Source organism: Bordetella sp. (assembly GCF_057362025.1).
This window is the reverse complement of sequence record NZ_JBMQQZ010000020.1, coordinates 16,641-33,320: the sequence shown is the minus strand read 5'-3', so window position 1 is coordinate 33,320 and position 16,680 is coordinate 16,641. Positions and strand designations below refer to the sequence as shown.

Below are 16,680 nucleotides of genomic sequence, written 5' to 3'. Positions count from 1 at the left end.
GTCAATGCTACCCGTCGGCATCACCATGGGCGACGCGGCCGGCATCGGCCCGGAAATCGTCGTCCAGGCGCTGGCCCAGGGCCTGGCCGCGCCGGCCATCGTCTATGGCGATGCCGGCGCGTTGCGGCGCGCCGCCGCGCTGCTGGGCGCACGCCTGGATATCGAGGAAATTCCCGACGCCGCCCGGGCGCACCCGCGCGCCGGCGTCATCCAGGTCGTGGCCTGCCATCCTGCCCTGCCCGCCACACTGCCGCCAGGCGAGGTCAGCGCAGAGGCCGGACGCGCCGCATACGAATATGTGTGCGCGGCCATCGACGACGCCATGGCGGGCCGTATCCGCGCCATCGTCACCGCGCCGCTGAACAAGGCATCCATGCATGCGGCCGGCGTGGACTATCCGGGCCACACCGAGATCCTGGCCGAGCGCAGCGGCACGCGCGACTTCGCCATGATGCTGGCGAACCGCGAATTACGTGTCCTGCTGGTCACCATCCACGTCGCGCTGTCCGAGGTGTTTTCCGGCATCACTGTGGCGTCGGAGCTGCGGGCCATCCGCCTGGCCCACGCGGCCTGCCTGCAGATGGGCATTGCACGCCCCCGCATCGCGGTGGCCGGCCTGAACCCACACGCCGGCGAGGACGGGAAGTTCGGCCGCGAGGAAATCGATATCATCGCGCCGGCCATCCAGGCCGCTCGCCAGGACGGCATGGATGCCAGCGGCCCGTGGCCCGGCGACACTATCTTCATGCGGGCCCGGCGGGGCGATTTCGACATAGTCGTGGCGCAATACCACGATCAGGGCCTGATCCCCGTCAAGTACCTGGGCGTGGAGGAAGGCGTCAACGTCACGGTCGGCTTGCCCTTCGTGCGCACCAGCGTCGACCATGGCACGGCCTTCGACATCGCGTGGCAAGGCGTTGCCGATCCCACTTCGCTGGCCGTCGCCTTCGACCTTGCCCTGGCGATGACCCCGCAATGACAGCTTGCTGAAAGATTCAGCAAGACTCTCGGACTACAATAGCCGCCGTTACATACTTCCCCTCACGGCCGGCTGGCGCCGCTCGCGCCCGGCATGACGGCCCTTCCGCTCCAGCCCCATGAATCGCTTGACTCGCTTCCTGCCAGACCGCTTCACGCTGTTTCTGGTTACCACCGTCATTATCGCCAGCCTGCTCCCCGCCCACGGCAAGGGCCTGCCGATCTTCAACGACATCACCGATATCGCCGTGGGGCTGCTGTTCTTCCTGCACGGCGCGCGCCTGTCGCGCGACGCCATCGTGGCCGGCATCACGCACTGGCGCCTGCACGGCCTGATATTCACGACGACGTTCATCCTGTTCCCGCTCATCGGCCTGCTGCTCAAGCCCGTATTGACGCCCCTGGTAACACCGGAGCTTTACCTGGGCATCATGTTCCTGTGTTGCCTGCCCGCCACCGTGCAATCGGCGATCGCCTTCACCTCGATGGCGCGCGGCAACGTACCGGCCGCGGTATGCAGCGCGTCGGCATCCAGCCTGCTGGGCATTTTCATTACGCCCCTGGCCGTGGGCCTGGTCGTCGTGAATGCCAGCAACGCACCGGTGTCCCTGGATGCCATCGGCAAGATCATGCTGCAGCTGCTGCTGCCCTTCGTGCTGGGCCAGATCCTGCGCCGCTGGATCGGTGGCTGGGTACATAAACGCAAGTCGCTGCTCAAGGTTGTCGACCAGGGCTCGATCCTGCTGGTCGTCTATACGGCATTCTCGGAAGCGGTCAACGAAGGGCTGTGGCACAACACGCCCATCCCGGCGCTGCTGGGGCTCATCGTTGCCTGCGGCGTCATCCTGGCGGTGGCGCTCGGGGTAACCAGCCTGTTCGGCCGCGCGATGCACTTCAGCACGCCGGATCGCATCACGCTGATGTTCTGCGGCTCGAAGAAAAGCCTTGCCAGCGGCATTCCGATGGCCCAGGTGCTGTTCGCCGGCCATGCCGTCGGCGCCATCGTGCTGCCGCTGATGATGTTCCACCAGATACAGCTGATGGTTTGCGGCGTGCTGGCCGGCCGCTTCGCCAAGCGCCCCGCCGGCGACGGCCACGGTCACGGCGACGACTGATCGCAACCGGCGCCGGCCGGTATCCCGGCGCGCCGTTCGGCGGCGTCCTTGCGCAGCCCCGGTCGCGCGCCAATAGGGCGGTGCCGTTGTAACGATCCGGTCATCTCTTCGTAAAGTGGCTGACACGCGCCTGTAAATCGGCGGACATGCAGCCCATGCATGCTGGACCCTGCTCATTCCTTGTGGGCAATCTCAGGGTCCGCCAGCATGAATCGCACTACTTACGCCTGCCTCCTGCGCGCATGCGCCCCCGTCCTTGCGGCCCGCGCCCTGGTGCGGGGCCGGTCCGATGCGCTGCACGGCGCCGCGCTCTGGGAGCGCTTCGGCTTCGGCTACGCCCTGCCCCCCAGCGGCGTAGCGCCGGTCTGGATCCATGCCCTCAGCCTGGGTGAAACCCGCGCCGCGCAACCGCTGATCCAGGCACTGCTCCAACGCCGCTGGCCCGTCATCCTTACCCACACCACCGCTACCGGCCGGCGCGAAGGCGCCCGCCTGTTCGGCGTGGCGATCGAATCGGGGCAGTTGCGGCAGGCCTGGCTGCCCTACGACACGCCGGGCGCCTGCCGGCGCTTCCTGGACGAGATCGCGCCCTCGTGCGGCATCCTGATCGAACGCGAGGTCTGGCCCACCATGATCCACGAAGCGCGCGTGCGCGGCGTGCCGATGATCTTGGCCAGCGCGCGGCTGTCCGAGCGTTCCGCCAGGCGCGGCCGGTATGCAGGCCGCGTCCTGCGCGAAGCCTATGGCGAACTGGACCGCGTCCTGGCGCAAACCCAGCACGACGCGACCCGCCTGCGGGCCAGCGGCGCACGTAACGTGCAGGTCTGCGGGAACATCAAATTCGACATGGCGGTACCGCTGGACCAGGCAGCGCTGGGCCGGACCTGGCGCCAGATGTGGCAACGCCCGGCGGTAATCGTCGCGAGCACGCACGACGGCGAGGAAGCCGCCTTTATCCAGGCCTACGCGGGCCGTGCCTGGTGCCGCGAAGGCCGCGACCTTCCATTGCTTATCATCGTGCCGCGCCATCCCGAACGCTTCGACGCCGTAGCCGCGCAATTGGCGCATACGCGCCTGAACTGGACGCGCCGCACGGCCATCGACCTGCTGCGGCCGCTACCGGCGGGCCTGCAGATCATGCTCGGCGACAGCATGGGAGAACTGCCGGCCTACTATGCCGCGGCCGACGTTGCCATTGTGGCCGGCAGCTTCATCGCCACCGGCGGCCAGAACCTGATCGAGCCCTGCGCCGTCGGCACGCCGGTCGTGGTGGGCCCGCACGCCAGCAACTTCATGCAGTTCACGCAGGAAGCCATCGCCGCCGGTGCGGCCTTGCGCGCCCCGGATCCCTCGGCCGCCCTGGATATCGCCATCGAGCTGGCGGCGAACGCCACGGTCCGCGCCGACATGGTCGCCGCGGGCCAGCGCTACGTTGCCTCCCATCGCGGCGCGGTCGAGCGCACCGTCCGCGAAGTTGCGCAACTGCTGGCGGAACGCCGCATCATCCCGGGTAAAGTAGGTGCCGTGGCAAGCAGCATTCCGGCGCTGCAGTTTCTTTTCTAGAAGCCGCCCTTACCGGTTCTTTGCCATTACCACTGATAGCGCGCCGTAGCCAGCACGGTGCGCGACGCCCCCCAGTAGCAGATCACGGAGCTGGTGCAGTACGCCAGGTATTGCTTATCGAACAGGTTGCTGGCATTCAGGGCAAGCCGCCAACGTCCCGTGTCGTAATGGACCGCCGCATCGACCAGCACGCGCGCCGGCAGCACAAGATCGTTATCCGCCGAACCATAAGTCCGGCCGACGTACCGGACGCCCGCCGCGAACCCCAGCCCGTTCAACTCGCCGCCATGTATCGTGTAGTCGGCCCACGTCGACGCCATATGCTTCGGTATCCCGGTGGGGTGCTTGCCCTGCGTGGCATTGTTCGCCTTGGTCACGACGTTATCCAGATACGCATATGAGGCGATCACGTTGAGTTCGCGTGTCAGCTCGGCATGGGCTTCCAGCTCCAGTCCGCGCGAACGGATCTCGCCCGACTGCACCGATGCCTGCGGGTGATCGGGATCGGGATCCGGCGTCACGACGTTCGTCTGGCGCAGATCGAACACCGCCACCGTCGCATAGCTGCGCATCGTGTCCGGCTGGAACTTGATGCCCAGCTCATACTGCTTGCCGCGGGTCGGGATGAAAGGATTACCGCTCCAGTCTGTCCCGCTCTGCGGCTGGAAGGACGTCGAATAGCTGGCGTAGGGCGCGATGCCATTGTCGAACCTGTAGCTCAATCCCCCGCGCCACGTGAACGCATGATCGCCGGTCCGGCTGGAAGCCATGCCAGCCCCCGTGATGGCGTTGTCCTGCACGTCGCGTGTGCTGGCATAGTCCTCGCGCCCGCCCAAGGTCAATACCCAGCGCTCCCAGCGCAGTTGCTCCTGCAGATAGGCACCGACCTGCGCCAGGCGCGTGGTCTCGTCTACCGTGATCGGCACGCGTGGGTAGCCCGTGTAATTCGGCCTGAAGATATCGATGGGATAGTTGGAAAGAAATTGCCCGCCGCGCCGGATGTCGTTCTGCAAGTACTGGTAGTCCAGTCCGGCCAGTACCGTATGCCGCACGGCTCCGGTGCCGAAATCGAACTGCGCCTGGTTGTCGATGGTGAATTGCGACAGGTGTTCGCGGTTGACGTTGGCCCACATATAAGCGCTGCGCTGGTCCGGCGTCAGCGGGCTGGACAACGAGGTCTGGTAGTAGTCGACGTCGTCGTGCAGATAGCGCACGTTCTGCCGTACCTGCAGCAGGTCGTTGAACCGGTGCTCCAGCAAGTAACCGGCCGAATACTGCGTGCGCCGGAAACGATCGGTGTCCGGATTGCCAAGGTAGTTGCCGGGATGGAGCTTGCCGTTGGAATTCCAGCGCACCGTGCCGTAGGCCGGGACAGGGTTGAACAGTCCGCCCTCCGGGTCATATTGGTAACTGCCCAGCAATGTCAGGCGGGTATCTCCGCTAGGCTGCCAGGTCAGCGCCGGCGCGATGCCGATGCGCTGTTCCTTCACATGGTCGGTCTGGGTATTGGCGTCGCGGCCCAGTCCAGTCACGCGATAAAGCCATTTACCGTCCTGGTCCACCGGGCCTCCGAAATCGAAACCGAGCTGATAGCGCTGGTCGTTGCCTATGCCCATCTCGATGGAATGCAGGGGCTCGGCGGTGGGCCGCTTGGATACCATATCGATCAGGCCCCCGGGGCTTGCCTGCCCGTACAGGACCGATGCCGGACCGCGCAGGACATCGATGCGCTCGAGGAAGTACGGATCGATGCGGGGATTGGCGAACCACGTCGTGCGGTTCAGCTTCATGCCGTCCAGATACGAGTCCGCAGCAAAGCCGCGTATGGTCAGTTGATCGAAGCGCAGATCGTTGTCCTGGCTGTATACCGCGGGGACATAGCGCAGCGCCTGGTCGACCGTCTGGGCTGCCTGATCGTCCATCTGCTGCCGCGTCACCACCGAGACGGACTGCGGTGTCTCCATCAACGGCGTATCCGTCTTGCTGCCCGCGCTGCTGCGCCTGGCCACATAACCCGGCACCGGACCGTCCGCCGTCTCGATCGCGTCGCCCGTCACGCTGACGACCGGCAACTGCCGGATCTCCTGCGATTGCGCCAGGACGGTATGGCTCCCCGCCAGGACAAGCGCGAAAGCGGATATCCGTGCGGGACGTGGCATGGGAGATACGGGCATACAGGAGCGACTCCATTGGAGCGAGGCAAGGCGAAAAGGACGAATCCCGAGCGCTTTCACCACGACAAAATTACGTTAATCACAATCATTCGCATTTGACGCGGTAAACTTCCGCTTTTGTGGTCAATTTCGTTCCCGCAAAGGCCAGGTTCAGGCCGATGCGGGAACTTCATCGATAAAGCTGCGGAGAATGGACAACATCTGGAGACGCCGATTCGCGCCGGGCTATCAACGGCTGAAGCGGCCGGTCATGGCCTACCAGTTCGACTACCCGCATGGCAGCCGGGAGATCTGGCACAGCCACGAACAGGGACAACTGGTGCACGCACTGCGGGGCGTAGTGCGCGTGCTCACGCCCCAGGGGGCATGGACGGTGGCGCCCACGGATGCCTTCTGGATCGCACCCGGCGTGGACCATGAACTGCATATGGTTGGCCATGTACCGTTGCGCGCCCTGCGCATCGAACCCGACACGGCGCCCTGGCTATGGACAGAGTGCCGCCATATCGCGGTCGGGCCCCTCCTCCGCGAGCTGATCCTGGCCATGCTGGACGACCCGCCGGAATATGCGCCGGACAGCAACGCGGCGCTGTGCGTTCCCCTGTTGCTGCGCCAACTGCAACAGGCCCCCGCGCTGGAACACGGCAAGCTGCCGCTGCCGCGCGACAAGCGGTTGCTGAAGGTATGCGAACTTTTGATGGCGACGCCCGGCAGTGGCGCGACGATGGACGCGCTGGGCATGCAGGTGGGCGCCAGCATGCGGACGCTGGGCCGCTTGTTCAAACGCGAAACCGGACTGACGTTCGGCCAATGGCGGCAGCAATTGCGGCTGGCCGAGGCGATATGCCAGCTATCGCTGGGCTCCCCGGTAGCCAGCGTGGCGCGCAATCTGGGCTACGCGACGCCAAACGCCTTCAGCACCATGTTCCACCGCGCGCTGGGAGCGCCACCGCAACGCTACGTGCGGCATGCCCGCGCCGCGGGTCGCGGCGGGGACATCAATACTGAGGGCCAGCGGTGAAATTCAGGAAGCGGGTACTCATGCCCTGGAAGGTCAGGCGTACGGTGCCGATCGGCCCGTTACGCTGCTTGCCGATAATGATCTCGGCAGTGCCCTTGTCCGGGGAATCCGGGTTGTATACCTCGTCCCGGTAGATGAACAGGATTACGTCGGCGTCCTGCTCGATAGCGCCGGATTCACGCAGGTCGCTCATCACCGGCCGCTTGTTGGGGCGCTGTTCCAGGCTGCGGTTCAACTGCGACAGCGCGATCAACGGGCAGTTCAGCTCTTTGGCCAGGCCCTTGAGCGAGCGGCTGATTTCGGAGATTTCCGTGGCGCGGTTTTCCCCGCCGCCGCTGCCGGACATCAGCTGCAGGTAATCGATGATGATCAGGCCCAGCTGGCCGCACTGGCGCGCCAGCCGGCGCGTCCGCGCCCGCACTTCCATCGCGCTGAGCGCCGGCGTTTCGTCGATGTAGACCTGCGCGTCCTGCATCATCTGCACCGCATGGGTGACGCGCGGCCAATCCTCGGCGATCAGCTTGCCCGTCCGCATGCGGTGCTGGTCCAGCATGCCGACCGAACCGAGCATACGCATGGCCAGCTGCACCGCGCCCATTTCCATGGAGAACACCGCCACCGGCAAGCCCTGCTCGATGGCGACGTGTTCGCCGATGTTCATCGAGAACGAGGTCTTGCCCATGGACGGGCGCCCCGCGATGATCACCAGGTCACCTGGCTGCAGGCCCGAAGTCATCTTGTCGAGATCGGCGAAACCGGTCGGCACGCCGGTAACGTCCGAATCGGTATCGCGGTGGTAAAGCTCGTCGATGCGCTCCACCACCTGGGTCAGCAGGGGCTGGATTTCCTGGAAGCCGGCCGATCCCCGCGCGCCTTCCTGCGCGATCTTGAATACCTTGGATTCGGCCTCGTCCAGCAACTGGCGGGCTTCCTTGCCTTGCGGATTCAGGGCGGCCGCGGAGATTTCGTCAGCGATGGAAACCAGCTTGCGCAGGGTCGCGCGTTCGCGCACGATTTCCGCATACCGGCGGATGTTGGCCGCCGACGGCGTGTTGTGCGCCAGCGAGTTCAGATAGGCGATGCCGCCGACGTCGTCGGCCTTGCCGGCGCTGACCAGCGATTCATGCACGGTAATGACGTCGGCGGGCCGCGCCAGCCCCACCAGCCGGGCGATGTGCTGCCAGATCAGGCGGTGGTCGTGACGATAGAAGTCTTCTTCCACCAGCACGTCGGCGATCCGGTCCCACGCCGCATTATCCAGCAGCAATCCACCCAGCACGGACTGCTCGGCCTCGATGGAATGCGGCGGCACCCGCAGGTAGTCGAGCGAGGTATCGGCGGAAGCGTTCATCGGTTCATTCATGGTCGCAACATATCGGCAACACGAAAAAATCCCTGGATGTCACGCGAACGTATCCATCCTTGCAGCGGCCGTAGCGGCCAGGCCGCGCTGCGCAGGAAGCGCCCCAGGCGCAACAGGCGGACGCGCACGTCGGGATCCGGATTGGCTTCGAAGTAAGTCGTCAGCATAACCTGACCGAGCCGGGGCATGATTGCAGCCGGCAGATTGCGCATGGACAGCATCGAAGCCAACATCTGGAACAGGTCATAGGCCTGGCCCAAGGGGCGGGACAAAGCCTCGCCGATGTTTTCCTCGAAATCGATACGCCACATCTCCTTGCCCCGGATGGTCAGATTGCGGATCTGCGCGCCGCCGTGGCAAAAACCGCGCTTGTGGAAATCCGCCAGGTCGCGGCCGGCCTGGGCCGCGAGCGCGACACGAGCCTCGTCGGTGCCATGGCGAAGCAAGGCGTTCAGGTCGGTCCCCACGTGTTCCAGGACCAGCAATCCGGGCTCTTCCCACCAGATATCCGGCACCCGGCAATTCGCGGCGCGCAGGCGCCGCAGGCGTTCGGCCTCGTAGGCCAGGCCATTGCGCAGCAGGATGCGGGGATTGGGGAATTCTCCCAGGACCAGCTTGCAGCCCAGGGCCAGCAATGCAGCCCGGATATAGCGCAAGACGTAGCTGACGGCGCCACGCACGCCGGGACGGCGGTACTTGACCACGCACCATACGCCATCGATCCTGACCTCGTCGACGGACGGCAGGGTCGTCTGCTTGGCCCGCGCCAGCCAATCATGCAGGCCGGCAGGCGGGGAATCGTGTTCAGGCGGCGAACTCAAACGCGGGCCTTGATAAAAGTGAAGGTACAAAAAAGAAGCCGGCACCAGGCCGGCTTCCTTTGCCGCATGCCGGCCAGCGGGGTATGCACAGGCCCGCTGGCGCGAGGGGTCTTAGGCGATCTCGCCCTCGACCACGACGGTGACTTCCACCAACACATCCGCGTGCAGGTTGATCTGGATCGGGTATTCGCCGACGGCCTTCAGCGGACCGGACGGCAGGCGCACGTTGGCCTTTTCCACCGAGTCGTAGCCAGCCTTGTGCAGGGCAACGACGATGTCGCCGCTGGTCACGGAGCCGAACAGGCGACCGTCGACACCGGCCTTCTGCTGGATCTTGACCTGCTGGCCGTTCAGGCGGTCGGCCACGGTTTGCGCGGCGGCCAGCTTTTCGGCCTGCACCTTTTCGAGCTCGGCGCGGCGCGCTTCGAACGCTTCCAGCACCTTGGGCGTGACGCGTTGTGCCTTCTTCTGAGGAATCAGCCAATTGCGGGCGAAACCGTCACGGACACGGACTTTGTCGCCCAGGTTGCCCTTGCCGGGGACTTTTTCGAGCAGGATCACTTCCATCGCGATCTCCGGATCAATTGTGGTTATCGGTGTACGGCAACAGCGCCAGGAAGCGCGCGCGCTTGATGGCGGTGTCGAGCTGGCGCTGGTAATGCGCCTTCGTGCCGGTCAGGCGAGCCGGAATGATCTTGCCGTTTTCCTGGATGAAGTCGCGCAGCGTGTCCAGATCCTTGTAGTCGATCTCTTCCACGCCAGCCGCCGTGAAGCGGCAGAACTTGCGGCGCTTGAACAGCGGATTCTGCTGCGTGAACTTGCGTTTTTCCTTGCGCTTGCCAAAGAAAGCCATGATGTGCCTCTTGATTCGTGTGGGTCGTGGACCCGTAATCCTTACCTATGCAGGCGTTCCCTGCCCCATCGTTCCTGCCCGGTATCCAGGCGGCCCATCAGGCCACCAGCGGATCCCCGCCGGCCGACAACCTGGTCGCGCGCTGCACATGCAGCTTCAGCTTGACCGCCCCCTGGCGAACCGGAGCCAGAAAGCCTTGCACCTGCAGCGACGTACCCAGCTGGATATCCGCCAGCATCAGCGCCAGGTCGCCCATCAGGACTGCCTGTATCGTCAGTTCGACGCGGCGCGGGTGGCCAGCCTCGATCACTTCCGACACATGTTCCAGCAACATCTCCAGCACGGGAATCCCGGCGGGAGTGTGCCGCAGCGGTTCTCTTTCAAGAACCTGGGCGCTTAACGCTGTTTCGTTCATCGCTTGCCGGCCGAGCCGGGTTGCCGGTGTCGTGGGCGGAACGTCCTGCCCTCGAAAACCGTTTTATTCAGCAGCCTGGGGGACAGCCGCTTCCGCGGACGCCTTGCGGGCTTCTTCGCGCTCGACCGACTTCATCATGATCGAGGCACCGGTCTGGGCCTTCTTGGTCTTGATGACCAGATGGCGCAGGACGGCATCGTTGTAGCGGAAGGAATGCTCCAGCTCGTCCAGCGTGGACTGATTGCATTCGATGTTCAGGCACACATAGTGGGCCTTGACCAGCTTCTGGATGGGATAAGCCAGTTGACGGCGGCCCCAGTCTTCCAGACGGTGCACGGTACCGCCCTGGCCGGTGACCAGCGACTGATACCGTTCGACCATGGCAGGCACTTGCTCGCTCTGGTCGGGATGAACGATGAACACTACTTCGTAGTGACGCATGGGTAAAACTCCTGGTGGATGTCCCGCGCCGCGCGGAAATGGGCGAACTGCGCCCAACCGCCGCCCCGGCCCGGGGGGCAGCCCGCCGCCCAATGTGGACAGTCGAGCAGGAAAGCCCTCGATTATCGCCGGAATCGAGGGATCGCGCAACCGCACAAGCTCCCGTCGTGTTCGTACAACGGGACCGCCCCGCCGGGGCGGGCAAGGCGAGACGGCGTATCGGCGGCCCGCCGGCACCGCTTGCGGGCGCGCAATGCGGCGGCGGGAATCGCTGCGCTGACCGCGCCGGCAGGACCGCCGGCCATTCGGTCAGGCCGTTTCGGTCAGACCGCGGCCGGGCCTTCGCCTTCCACCACCGCGTAGGCGGAATGATTGTGGATGGACTCGAAGTTTTCGGCTTCCACGCGGTAACGGGCCACGCCGGGACGTACGGACAGGCGAGCAGCCACGTCACGAACGAGATCTTCGACGAACTTCGGATTGTCGTAGGCGCGTTCCGTGACGAACTTTTCGTCGGGACGCTTGAGCAGGCCCCAGACTTCGCAGGAACCTTCGTCCTCGATCAGCCGAATGAGGGCGTCGACGCCCACCTCATCGTCGATCAGCGCCGCTACGGTCACGTGGGAGCGCTGGTTATGGGCGCCGTATTCCGAAATCGCCTTGGAACAGGGGCACAGGCTGGTCAGCGGCACCTGGACGATCAGCTCGAATTCGACGTCTTCCCCGGCTGCGCGCGCGACCCACTGGATCTCGTAGTCCATCAGGCTCTGCACCCCGGAAACGGGCGCCGACTTGTTGATGAAATACGGAAAGGCCGCCGTGATATCGCCACGCTCGGCATGCAGCAAGGGCAACATTTCCCGCGCCATCACCCGGAACAAGGCCGGCGTCATGGGCGTGCTGCGATACTTTTCCAGCAGCGCGACGAAGCGGGACATGTGAGTGCCCTTCTCTTCCGCGGGCAACGCCACCGTCAGGGTCCAGTTGGCGACCGTTGCCATGGCGCCGCCGTCCGCGGCCTGAACCAGCATGGGATGGCGCACGCCGCGTATCCCGACGCGCTGGATAGGAATATGCCGCGTATCGGCCGAACTCTGGATGTCCGGCATGACGAGGGCGGGGTCGATGGGGGAATTCATAGATCTGGCCTGTGACAAACGGTGCTTCCGGAGCACCGTCTCAAGTGTCGATGGACGAGCATTATCGCCCAACACGACGCGCGAGCCCGGGAAAACCCTTTTCCCGACAGGTTTCCGGGCTTTCCGGCTGCGCTTTATCCGTGATTTACCTTGGGCAGCGGCCGAGCCAGCAATGCGTCGAAACGCGACCGCACGGCAGCCTCGATACCCGCGGCATCCAGGCCCACCCCGGCCAGCAGGGCTTGCTGCTCGCCATGGTCGATGAAGCGATCCGGCAGGCCCAGCTGCAATACGGGCATGGCGATACCGGCGGCATTCAGGGCCTCGCAGACGGCGCTGCCCGCCCCACCCATGATGGCGCCTTCCTCGATGGTCACCAGGGCATCGTGGCTCGAGGCCAGCTCGTGGACGAGCGCCTCGTCCAGCGGTTTGACGAAACGCATATCCGCCACCGTCGCGTCCAGCGCTTCGGCCGCCTTCTGCGCCGCCGGCAGCAGGGTGCCGAAGCACAGGATGGCGATCCTGGCGCCATGGCGCCGCACGACGCCCTTGCCCAGCGGCACTTCGTCCAGGCCGGCCGGCACCGCCGCGCCGCGGCCTCCGCCGCGCGGGTAGCGCACCGAGGCGGGACCGGCGTGGCGATAACAGGTGGTCAGCAGCAGGCGGGCCTCGGCCTCGTCCGAAGGCGTGGCCACGACCATATTGGGAACGCAGCGCAGGAAAGCGATGTCGTAATTGCCGGCGTGGGTGGCGCCATCCGCCCCTACCAGGCCGGCCCGATCCAGCGCGAAGGTCACGTCCAGGTTCTGCAGCGCGACGTCATGGATGAACTGGTCGTATCCACGTTGCATGAAGGTCGAATAAATCGCCACCACCGGTTTCTGTCCTTCGCAGGCCAGTCCGGCGGCGAACGTAACCGCATGCTGCTCGGCAATGCCGACATCGAAGTAGCGCGAGGGGAACCGGCGCTCGAATTCCACCAGTCCACTGCCCTCGCGCATGGCGGGCGTGATGCCCACCAGGCGCTCATCCTGTTCCGCCATATCGCACAGCCATTGGCCGAAGACCTGGGTGAAAGTCGTCTTGGCAGGCGACTTGGCCGGCACGATGCCGACCGCCGGATCGAACTTGCCGGGGCCGTGATACAGCACGGGGTCGGCCTCCGCCAGCTTGTAGCCCTGGCCCTTGCGCGTCACGACGTGCAGGAATTGCAGCCCCTGAAGCGCCTTGAGGTTCTGCAGGGTCGGCACCAGCGCATCGAGATCGTGCCCGTCGATCGGCCCCACGTAGTTGAACCCGAATTCCTCGAACAGCGTCGCGGGCGTGACCATGCCCTTGGCATGCTCCTCGATGCGGCGGGCCAGTTCCAGTACCGGCGGCACGTGCTGCAGCACGGCCTTGCCGACATTCTTGGCGGCCGCGTAGAAGCGGCCGGACATCAGGCGGGCCAGGTAGCGATTCAATGCCCCGACCGGCGGCGAGATCGACATGTCGTTGTCGTTCAGGATCACCAGCAGGTTGATGCCGGGCGTGACGCCCGCGTTGTTCATGGCCTCGAAAGCCATGCCCGCCGACATGGCGCCGTCGCCGATCACGGCGATGTGCTGGCGCGATACGCCGGCGTTGCGCGATGCCACCGCCATGCCCAGGGCCGCCGAAATGGAGGTGGAGGAATGGGCGGTGCCGAAGGCGTCGTATTCGGATTCGCAACGGCGCGGGAAACCGGAAATACCGCCGGCCTGGCGCAAATGGGCCATGCCCTCGCGCCGGCCGGTCAGGATCTTGTGCGGATAGGACTGGTGCCCCACATCCCAGACCACGCGGTCGTGCGGCGTGTCGAACACATAGTGCAGCGCCAACGTAAGCTCCACCGTGCCCAGATTGGACGACAGATGTCCGCCGGTGCGGGAAACCGAGGCCAGAATGAAGGCACGCAGCTCGTCGGCGAGCTTTTTCAGCGCGCGGCGGTCCAGTCGCTTCAGATCCGCAGGGCTATCGATGGTTTCCAGTAATTCAGTGGTCATGCTTTCCGCAACCAAGGGCGGGGCCGATCACGCCGGGGCGTGCATCAACGGTCCCGCAATACGATGAAATTGGCCAGTTCCGCCAGCCGCGCGCGCCCTTCGCCCAATGGGGTCAGGGCCTGCAGGGCGGCCTGCCGCAAGTCTTGCGCCAAGACGCGCGCCTGCTCCAGACCCATCAGTGAAACATAGGTCGGCTTGTTGTCCGCAGCATCCTTGCCCACGGTCTTGCCCAGCTTGCCCGAGTCCGCCGTGACGTCCAGGATATCGTCAACCACCTGGAAGGCCAGGCCCATGGCCTGCGCGTAGTCGTCCAGGGCCTGGCGCGCGCTGGAGCTGGCCCCGGATACGATGCCGCCCAGCGCCACGCTGACGGCCAGCATGGCACCGGTCTTCATGCCATGCATGGTCTGCAATGCGTCGCGATCCAGCGCCCGGCCCACGCTTTCCAGGTCGATGGCCTGCCCGCCGGCCATGCCAAGGCTGCCGGACGCGCGCGCCAGCGCCCGCGTCGCCTGCACGACCAGCGCGGGCGCGATCGGCATTTCGGAAAGCAGCTCGAAGGCCAGCGGCTGCAAGGCATCTCCCACCAGCATCGCGGTGGCCTCATCGTATTGCACGTGCGTCGTGGGACGCCCGCGCCGCAGGGTGTCGTCGTCCATGCAGGGCAGATCATCGTGCACCAACGAATACGCGTGTATCAGCTCCACCGCGGCCGCGGCGCGATCCAGCGAAGCTTCCACCGCGGTGGCATGACCGCTGATCGGGCACGCCTGGCCGGCGGCATAGACGAGCGCGGCGCGCACGCGCTTGCCGCCGCCCAGCACGGCATAGCGCATGGCTTCATGCAGGCGCGCGGGCACGGCGTCCGCGGGAGGCAGCAGTTCATCCAGCGTCCGTTCGATATGCGCGGCGCGGTCCGACAGCCAGTCCTGGAAAGCGAGATGCGATTGCTTCATCCGTTCGATTCGTCATCCAGCGCGCCCGGATCCAGAGGGCGCAGCAGATCGCCTTCGAGGACGCGTACCTGCTGTTCGGCCTGAGCCAGGCGCTCCTGGCAGATACGCGTCAGCTCCACGCCGCGGCGATAGGCCGCCAGCGATTCCTCCAGCGGAAGCGAACCGTCTTCCATGGCGGAGACCAGAGCTTCGAGCTGGGCCAGGGCGGTTTCGAAATCCTGCGGCAGCGCGGGCGCGTCGCGGTTCATGGTCGCGTCCTGCGCGTCGGGGCGGTTGCTCGGCATGGGGAAATCATCGCGCGGATCGGCTTGCGTTGGGGCCAAGCGTGTCTCCGGTAAGGCTGGCTTGTGGGTAATCCTGGGATTGTACGAGATCGCGGCCGCCGGGCCCCAGGGCATCCCCGATTGCGTTCCCGCCGGACGCTTCTTATAGTCGTGCGCCTGGCGTTACATCGACCCTGAGGCCGGCAGCGCGTCGTTCAAGATCGCGGCGCGCCGACCGATGGGCAACACGTTGGCCGGGCCGCGCCCGGCTTGAATAAAAGAAAGGGGAATACCATGCCTTCCTGGGGCAAAGTCATCGCCGCGGCCCTGCTGGCCGCCACCTGCACCGCCGTGCAGGCACAACCCTATCCGGCCCGACCCATCAAGGTTGTGTCCCCCTTCCCGGCGGGGGGGGCCACCGATGTCCTGACGCGGCTGCTGGCCGAACGCATGAGCAAGGACCTGGGCGTTGCCATGGTGGTGGAAAACCGAGCCGGCGCCGGCACAAGCATCGGTGCGTCGTTCGTCCAGCGCGAGCCCGCCGACGGCTACACCATCCTCATGGCCACCAATTCCACACTGGTGACGAACCGCTATCTCTACAAGGAACTGCCGTACGATCCGGACGGCTTCGACCCCATCGGCATGGTCGGCATCGGACCGCTGGTACTGCTGGCCAGCCCCAAGGCGCCGTTCAAAAACACGAAGGAGCTGGTCCAGTACGCGAGCCAGCATCCCGGCAAGGTCACCTTCGCCACCTTCGGTCCGGGCACCTCGTCGCACCTGGCCGCCGAAGAGTTCAAGAGCCTGACCGGGACGGACATGCTGCACGTTCCCTTCAAGGGCGCCACGCAGGCGCTGCCGGCCTTGATCTCCGGCGACGTGGACATCTTCTTCGACATGGTCGCGACCGGGATGCCCCAGGCCAACGCGGGCAAGGTCAACGTTTTCGGCATCACCAGTCCGCAACGCCTGGACACCGAACCCAAGCTGGCCACCCTGGCCGAGCAAGGCTATCCGAAATTCGACATCACGGCCTGGTTCAGCTTCGTCGCCCCCCGGCATACGTCCCCGGAAGCCCTGGCCAAGCTGCGCGCCGCGCTGGCCGATGCGCTGAAGGACGAAACCGTCAGGAAAAAAATGCTGGATATGGGGATACAGCCCGCCTCGGGCACGCCGGAAGCATTGACTGCCCAGATCAAGGCCGAACAACCGGTCGTCCAGAAACTCGTGCAGCAAGCCCACGTGGTTCTGCAGTAAACCGCCGCGCACCCTCCCCAAGGGAGGGTGCGCGCCCTTCGGGCGGCCGCACGGGCGCGAGGAAATTGGCCCTCCTGTCGCTGCGCGACCCCTCCCCAAGGGAGGGTGCGCGCCCTTCGGGCGGCCGCGCGGGCGCGAGGAAATTGGCCCTCCTGTCGCTGCGCGACCCCTCCCCAAGGGAGGGTGCGCGCCCTTCGGGCGGCCGCGCGGGCGCGCTTGTAGCGCCTGGGGTACAATGCGGATGTAATTTCGATCGGCCAGACCGATTTTTCTTCGCGCCAGAACGGATTCGTG

Annotated in this window: 16 protein-coding genes; 5 read left to right on the top strand and 11 right to left on the bottom strand. The window is 65.5% G+C overall.

Annotated elements, in window-relative coordinates:
- Positions 1-4: 4 nt before the first annotated feature.
- The 3 genes from pdxA (at position 5) to ACO1P8_RS06090 (ending at position 3,656) form a co-directional block, all read left to right on the top strand.
- Complete coding sequence (pdxA, locus tag ACO1P8_RS06100) at positions 5-979, top strand: 4-hydroxythreonine-4-phosphate dehydrogenase PdxA (protein WP_486295021.1); 975 nt, start codon at positions 5-7, stop codon at positions 977-979.
- A 118-nt stretch (positions 980-1,097) separates the two neighbouring features.
- Positions 1,098-2,093, top strand: a complete 996-nt coding sequence (locus ACO1P8_RS06095; protein ID WP_486295020.1) for a bile acid:sodium symporter family protein — start codon at positions 1,098-1,100, stop codon at positions 2,091-2,093.
- Between the two features lie 207 nt (positions 2,094-2,300).
- Positions 2,301-3,656, top strand: a complete 1,356-nt coding sequence (locus ACO1P8_RS06090) for a 3-deoxy-D-manno-octulosonic acid transferase (protein ID WP_486295019.1) — start codon at positions 2,301-2,303, stop codon at positions 3,654-3,656.
- Between the two features lie 26 nt (positions 3,657-3,682).
- On the opposite strand, the gene ACO1P8_RS06085 is transcribed toward ACO1P8_RS06090, so the two are convergent.
- A complete protein-coding gene (locus ACO1P8_RS06085) occupies positions 3,683-5,830 on the bottom strand; it encodes a TonB-dependent siderophore receptor (RefSeq protein ID WP_486295018.1) in 2,148 nt (715 codons plus the stop codon).
- 190 nt (positions 5,831-6,020) lie between these two features.
- Between ACO1P8_RS06085 and ACO1P8_RS06080 the strand changes: the two genes are divergently transcribed.
- On the top strand, positions 6,021-6,851 hold the full coding sequence (locus tag ACO1P8_RS06080; protein WP_486295017.1) for an AraC family transcriptional regulator: 831 nt from the start codon (positions 6,021-6,023) through the stop codon (positions 6,849-6,851).
- Here the strand turns inward: ACO1P8_RS06080 and ACO1P8_RS06075 are convergent.
- The 10 genes from ACO1P8_RS06075 to ACO1P8_RS06030 form a co-directional block, all read right to left on the bottom strand.
- Positions 6,829-8,202, bottom strand: a complete 1,374-nt coding sequence (locus ACO1P8_RS06075) for a replicative DNA helicase (protein WP_486295016.1) — start codon at positions 8,200-8,202, stop codon at positions 6,829-6,831. The two genes, ACO1P8_RS06080 and ACO1P8_RS06075, sit on opposite strands and share 23 nt — an antisense overlap.
- A gap of 8 nt (positions 8,203-8,210) precedes the next feature.
- On the bottom strand, positions 8,211-9,035 hold the full coding sequence (locus ACO1P8_RS06070) for a hypothetical protein (RefSeq protein WP_486295015.1): 825 nt from the start codon (positions 9,033-9,035) through the stop codon (positions 8,211-8,213).
- A 111-nt stretch (positions 9,036-9,146) separates the two neighbouring features.
- Positions 9,147-9,602, bottom strand: coding sequence for a 50S ribosomal protein L9 (rplI, locus tag ACO1P8_RS06065; RefSeq protein ID WP_486295014.1), 456 nt, complete (start codon positions 9,600-9,602; stop codon positions 9,147-9,149).
- A gap of 13 nt (positions 9,603-9,615) precedes the next feature.
- Entirely contained in the window at positions 9,616-9,888 is a 273-nt protein-coding gene (gene rpsR, locus ACO1P8_RS06060) for a 30S ribosomal protein S18 (protein WP_066352664.1), read from the bottom strand.
- Between the two features lie 97 nt (positions 9,889-9,985).
- Entirely contained in the window at positions 9,986-10,303 is a 318-nt protein-coding gene (gene priB, locus ACO1P8_RS06055; protein ID WP_486295013.1) for a primosomal replication protein N, read from the bottom strand.
- 63 nt (positions 10,304-10,366) lie between these two features.
- Positions 10,367-10,744: a 30S ribosomal protein S6 gene (rpsF, locus tag ACO1P8_RS06050; protein WP_486295012.1), complete on the bottom strand. Its 378-nt coding sequence runs from the start codon at positions 10,742-10,744 to the stop codon at positions 10,367-10,369.
- Between the two features lie 323 nt (positions 10,745-11,067).
- Positions 11,068-11,883 carry a GTP cyclohydrolase FolE2 gene (gene folE2, locus ACO1P8_RS06045; RefSeq protein WP_486295011.1) on the bottom strand — a complete coding sequence of 272 codons (816 nt, stop codon included), beginning with the start codon at positions 11,881-11,883 and terminating at the stop codon, positions 11,068-11,070.
- 134 nt (positions 11,884-12,017) lie between these two features.
- Positions 12,018-13,907, bottom strand: coding sequence for a 1-deoxy-D-xylulose-5-phosphate synthase (gene dxs, locus ACO1P8_RS06040; protein ID WP_486295010.1), 1,890 nt, complete (start codon positions 13,905-13,907; stop codon positions 12,018-12,020).
- A gap of 44 nt (positions 13,908-13,951) precedes the next feature.
- Positions 13,952-14,863, bottom strand: a complete 912-nt coding sequence (locus tag ACO1P8_RS06035; protein ID WP_486295009.1) for a polyprenyl synthetase family protein — start codon at positions 14,861-14,863, stop codon at positions 13,952-13,954.
- Positions 14,860-15,147, bottom strand: a complete 288-nt coding sequence (locus tag ACO1P8_RS06030; protein ID WP_486295074.1) for an exodeoxyribonuclease VII small subunit — start codon at positions 15,145-15,147, stop codon at positions 14,860-14,862. Before ACO1P8_RS06030 ends, ACO1P8_RS06035 begins: the two co-directional genes overlap by 4 nt.
- A 273-nt stretch (positions 15,148-15,420) precedes the next feature.
- On the opposite strand from ACO1P8_RS06030, the gene ACO1P8_RS06025 reads away from it, so the two are divergent.
- Entirely contained in the window at positions 15,421-16,386 is a 966-nt protein-coding gene (locus ACO1P8_RS06025) for a Bug family tripartite tricarboxylate transporter substrate binding protein (RefSeq protein WP_486295008.1), read from the top strand.
- Positions 16,387-16,680: the final 294 nt, after the last annotated feature.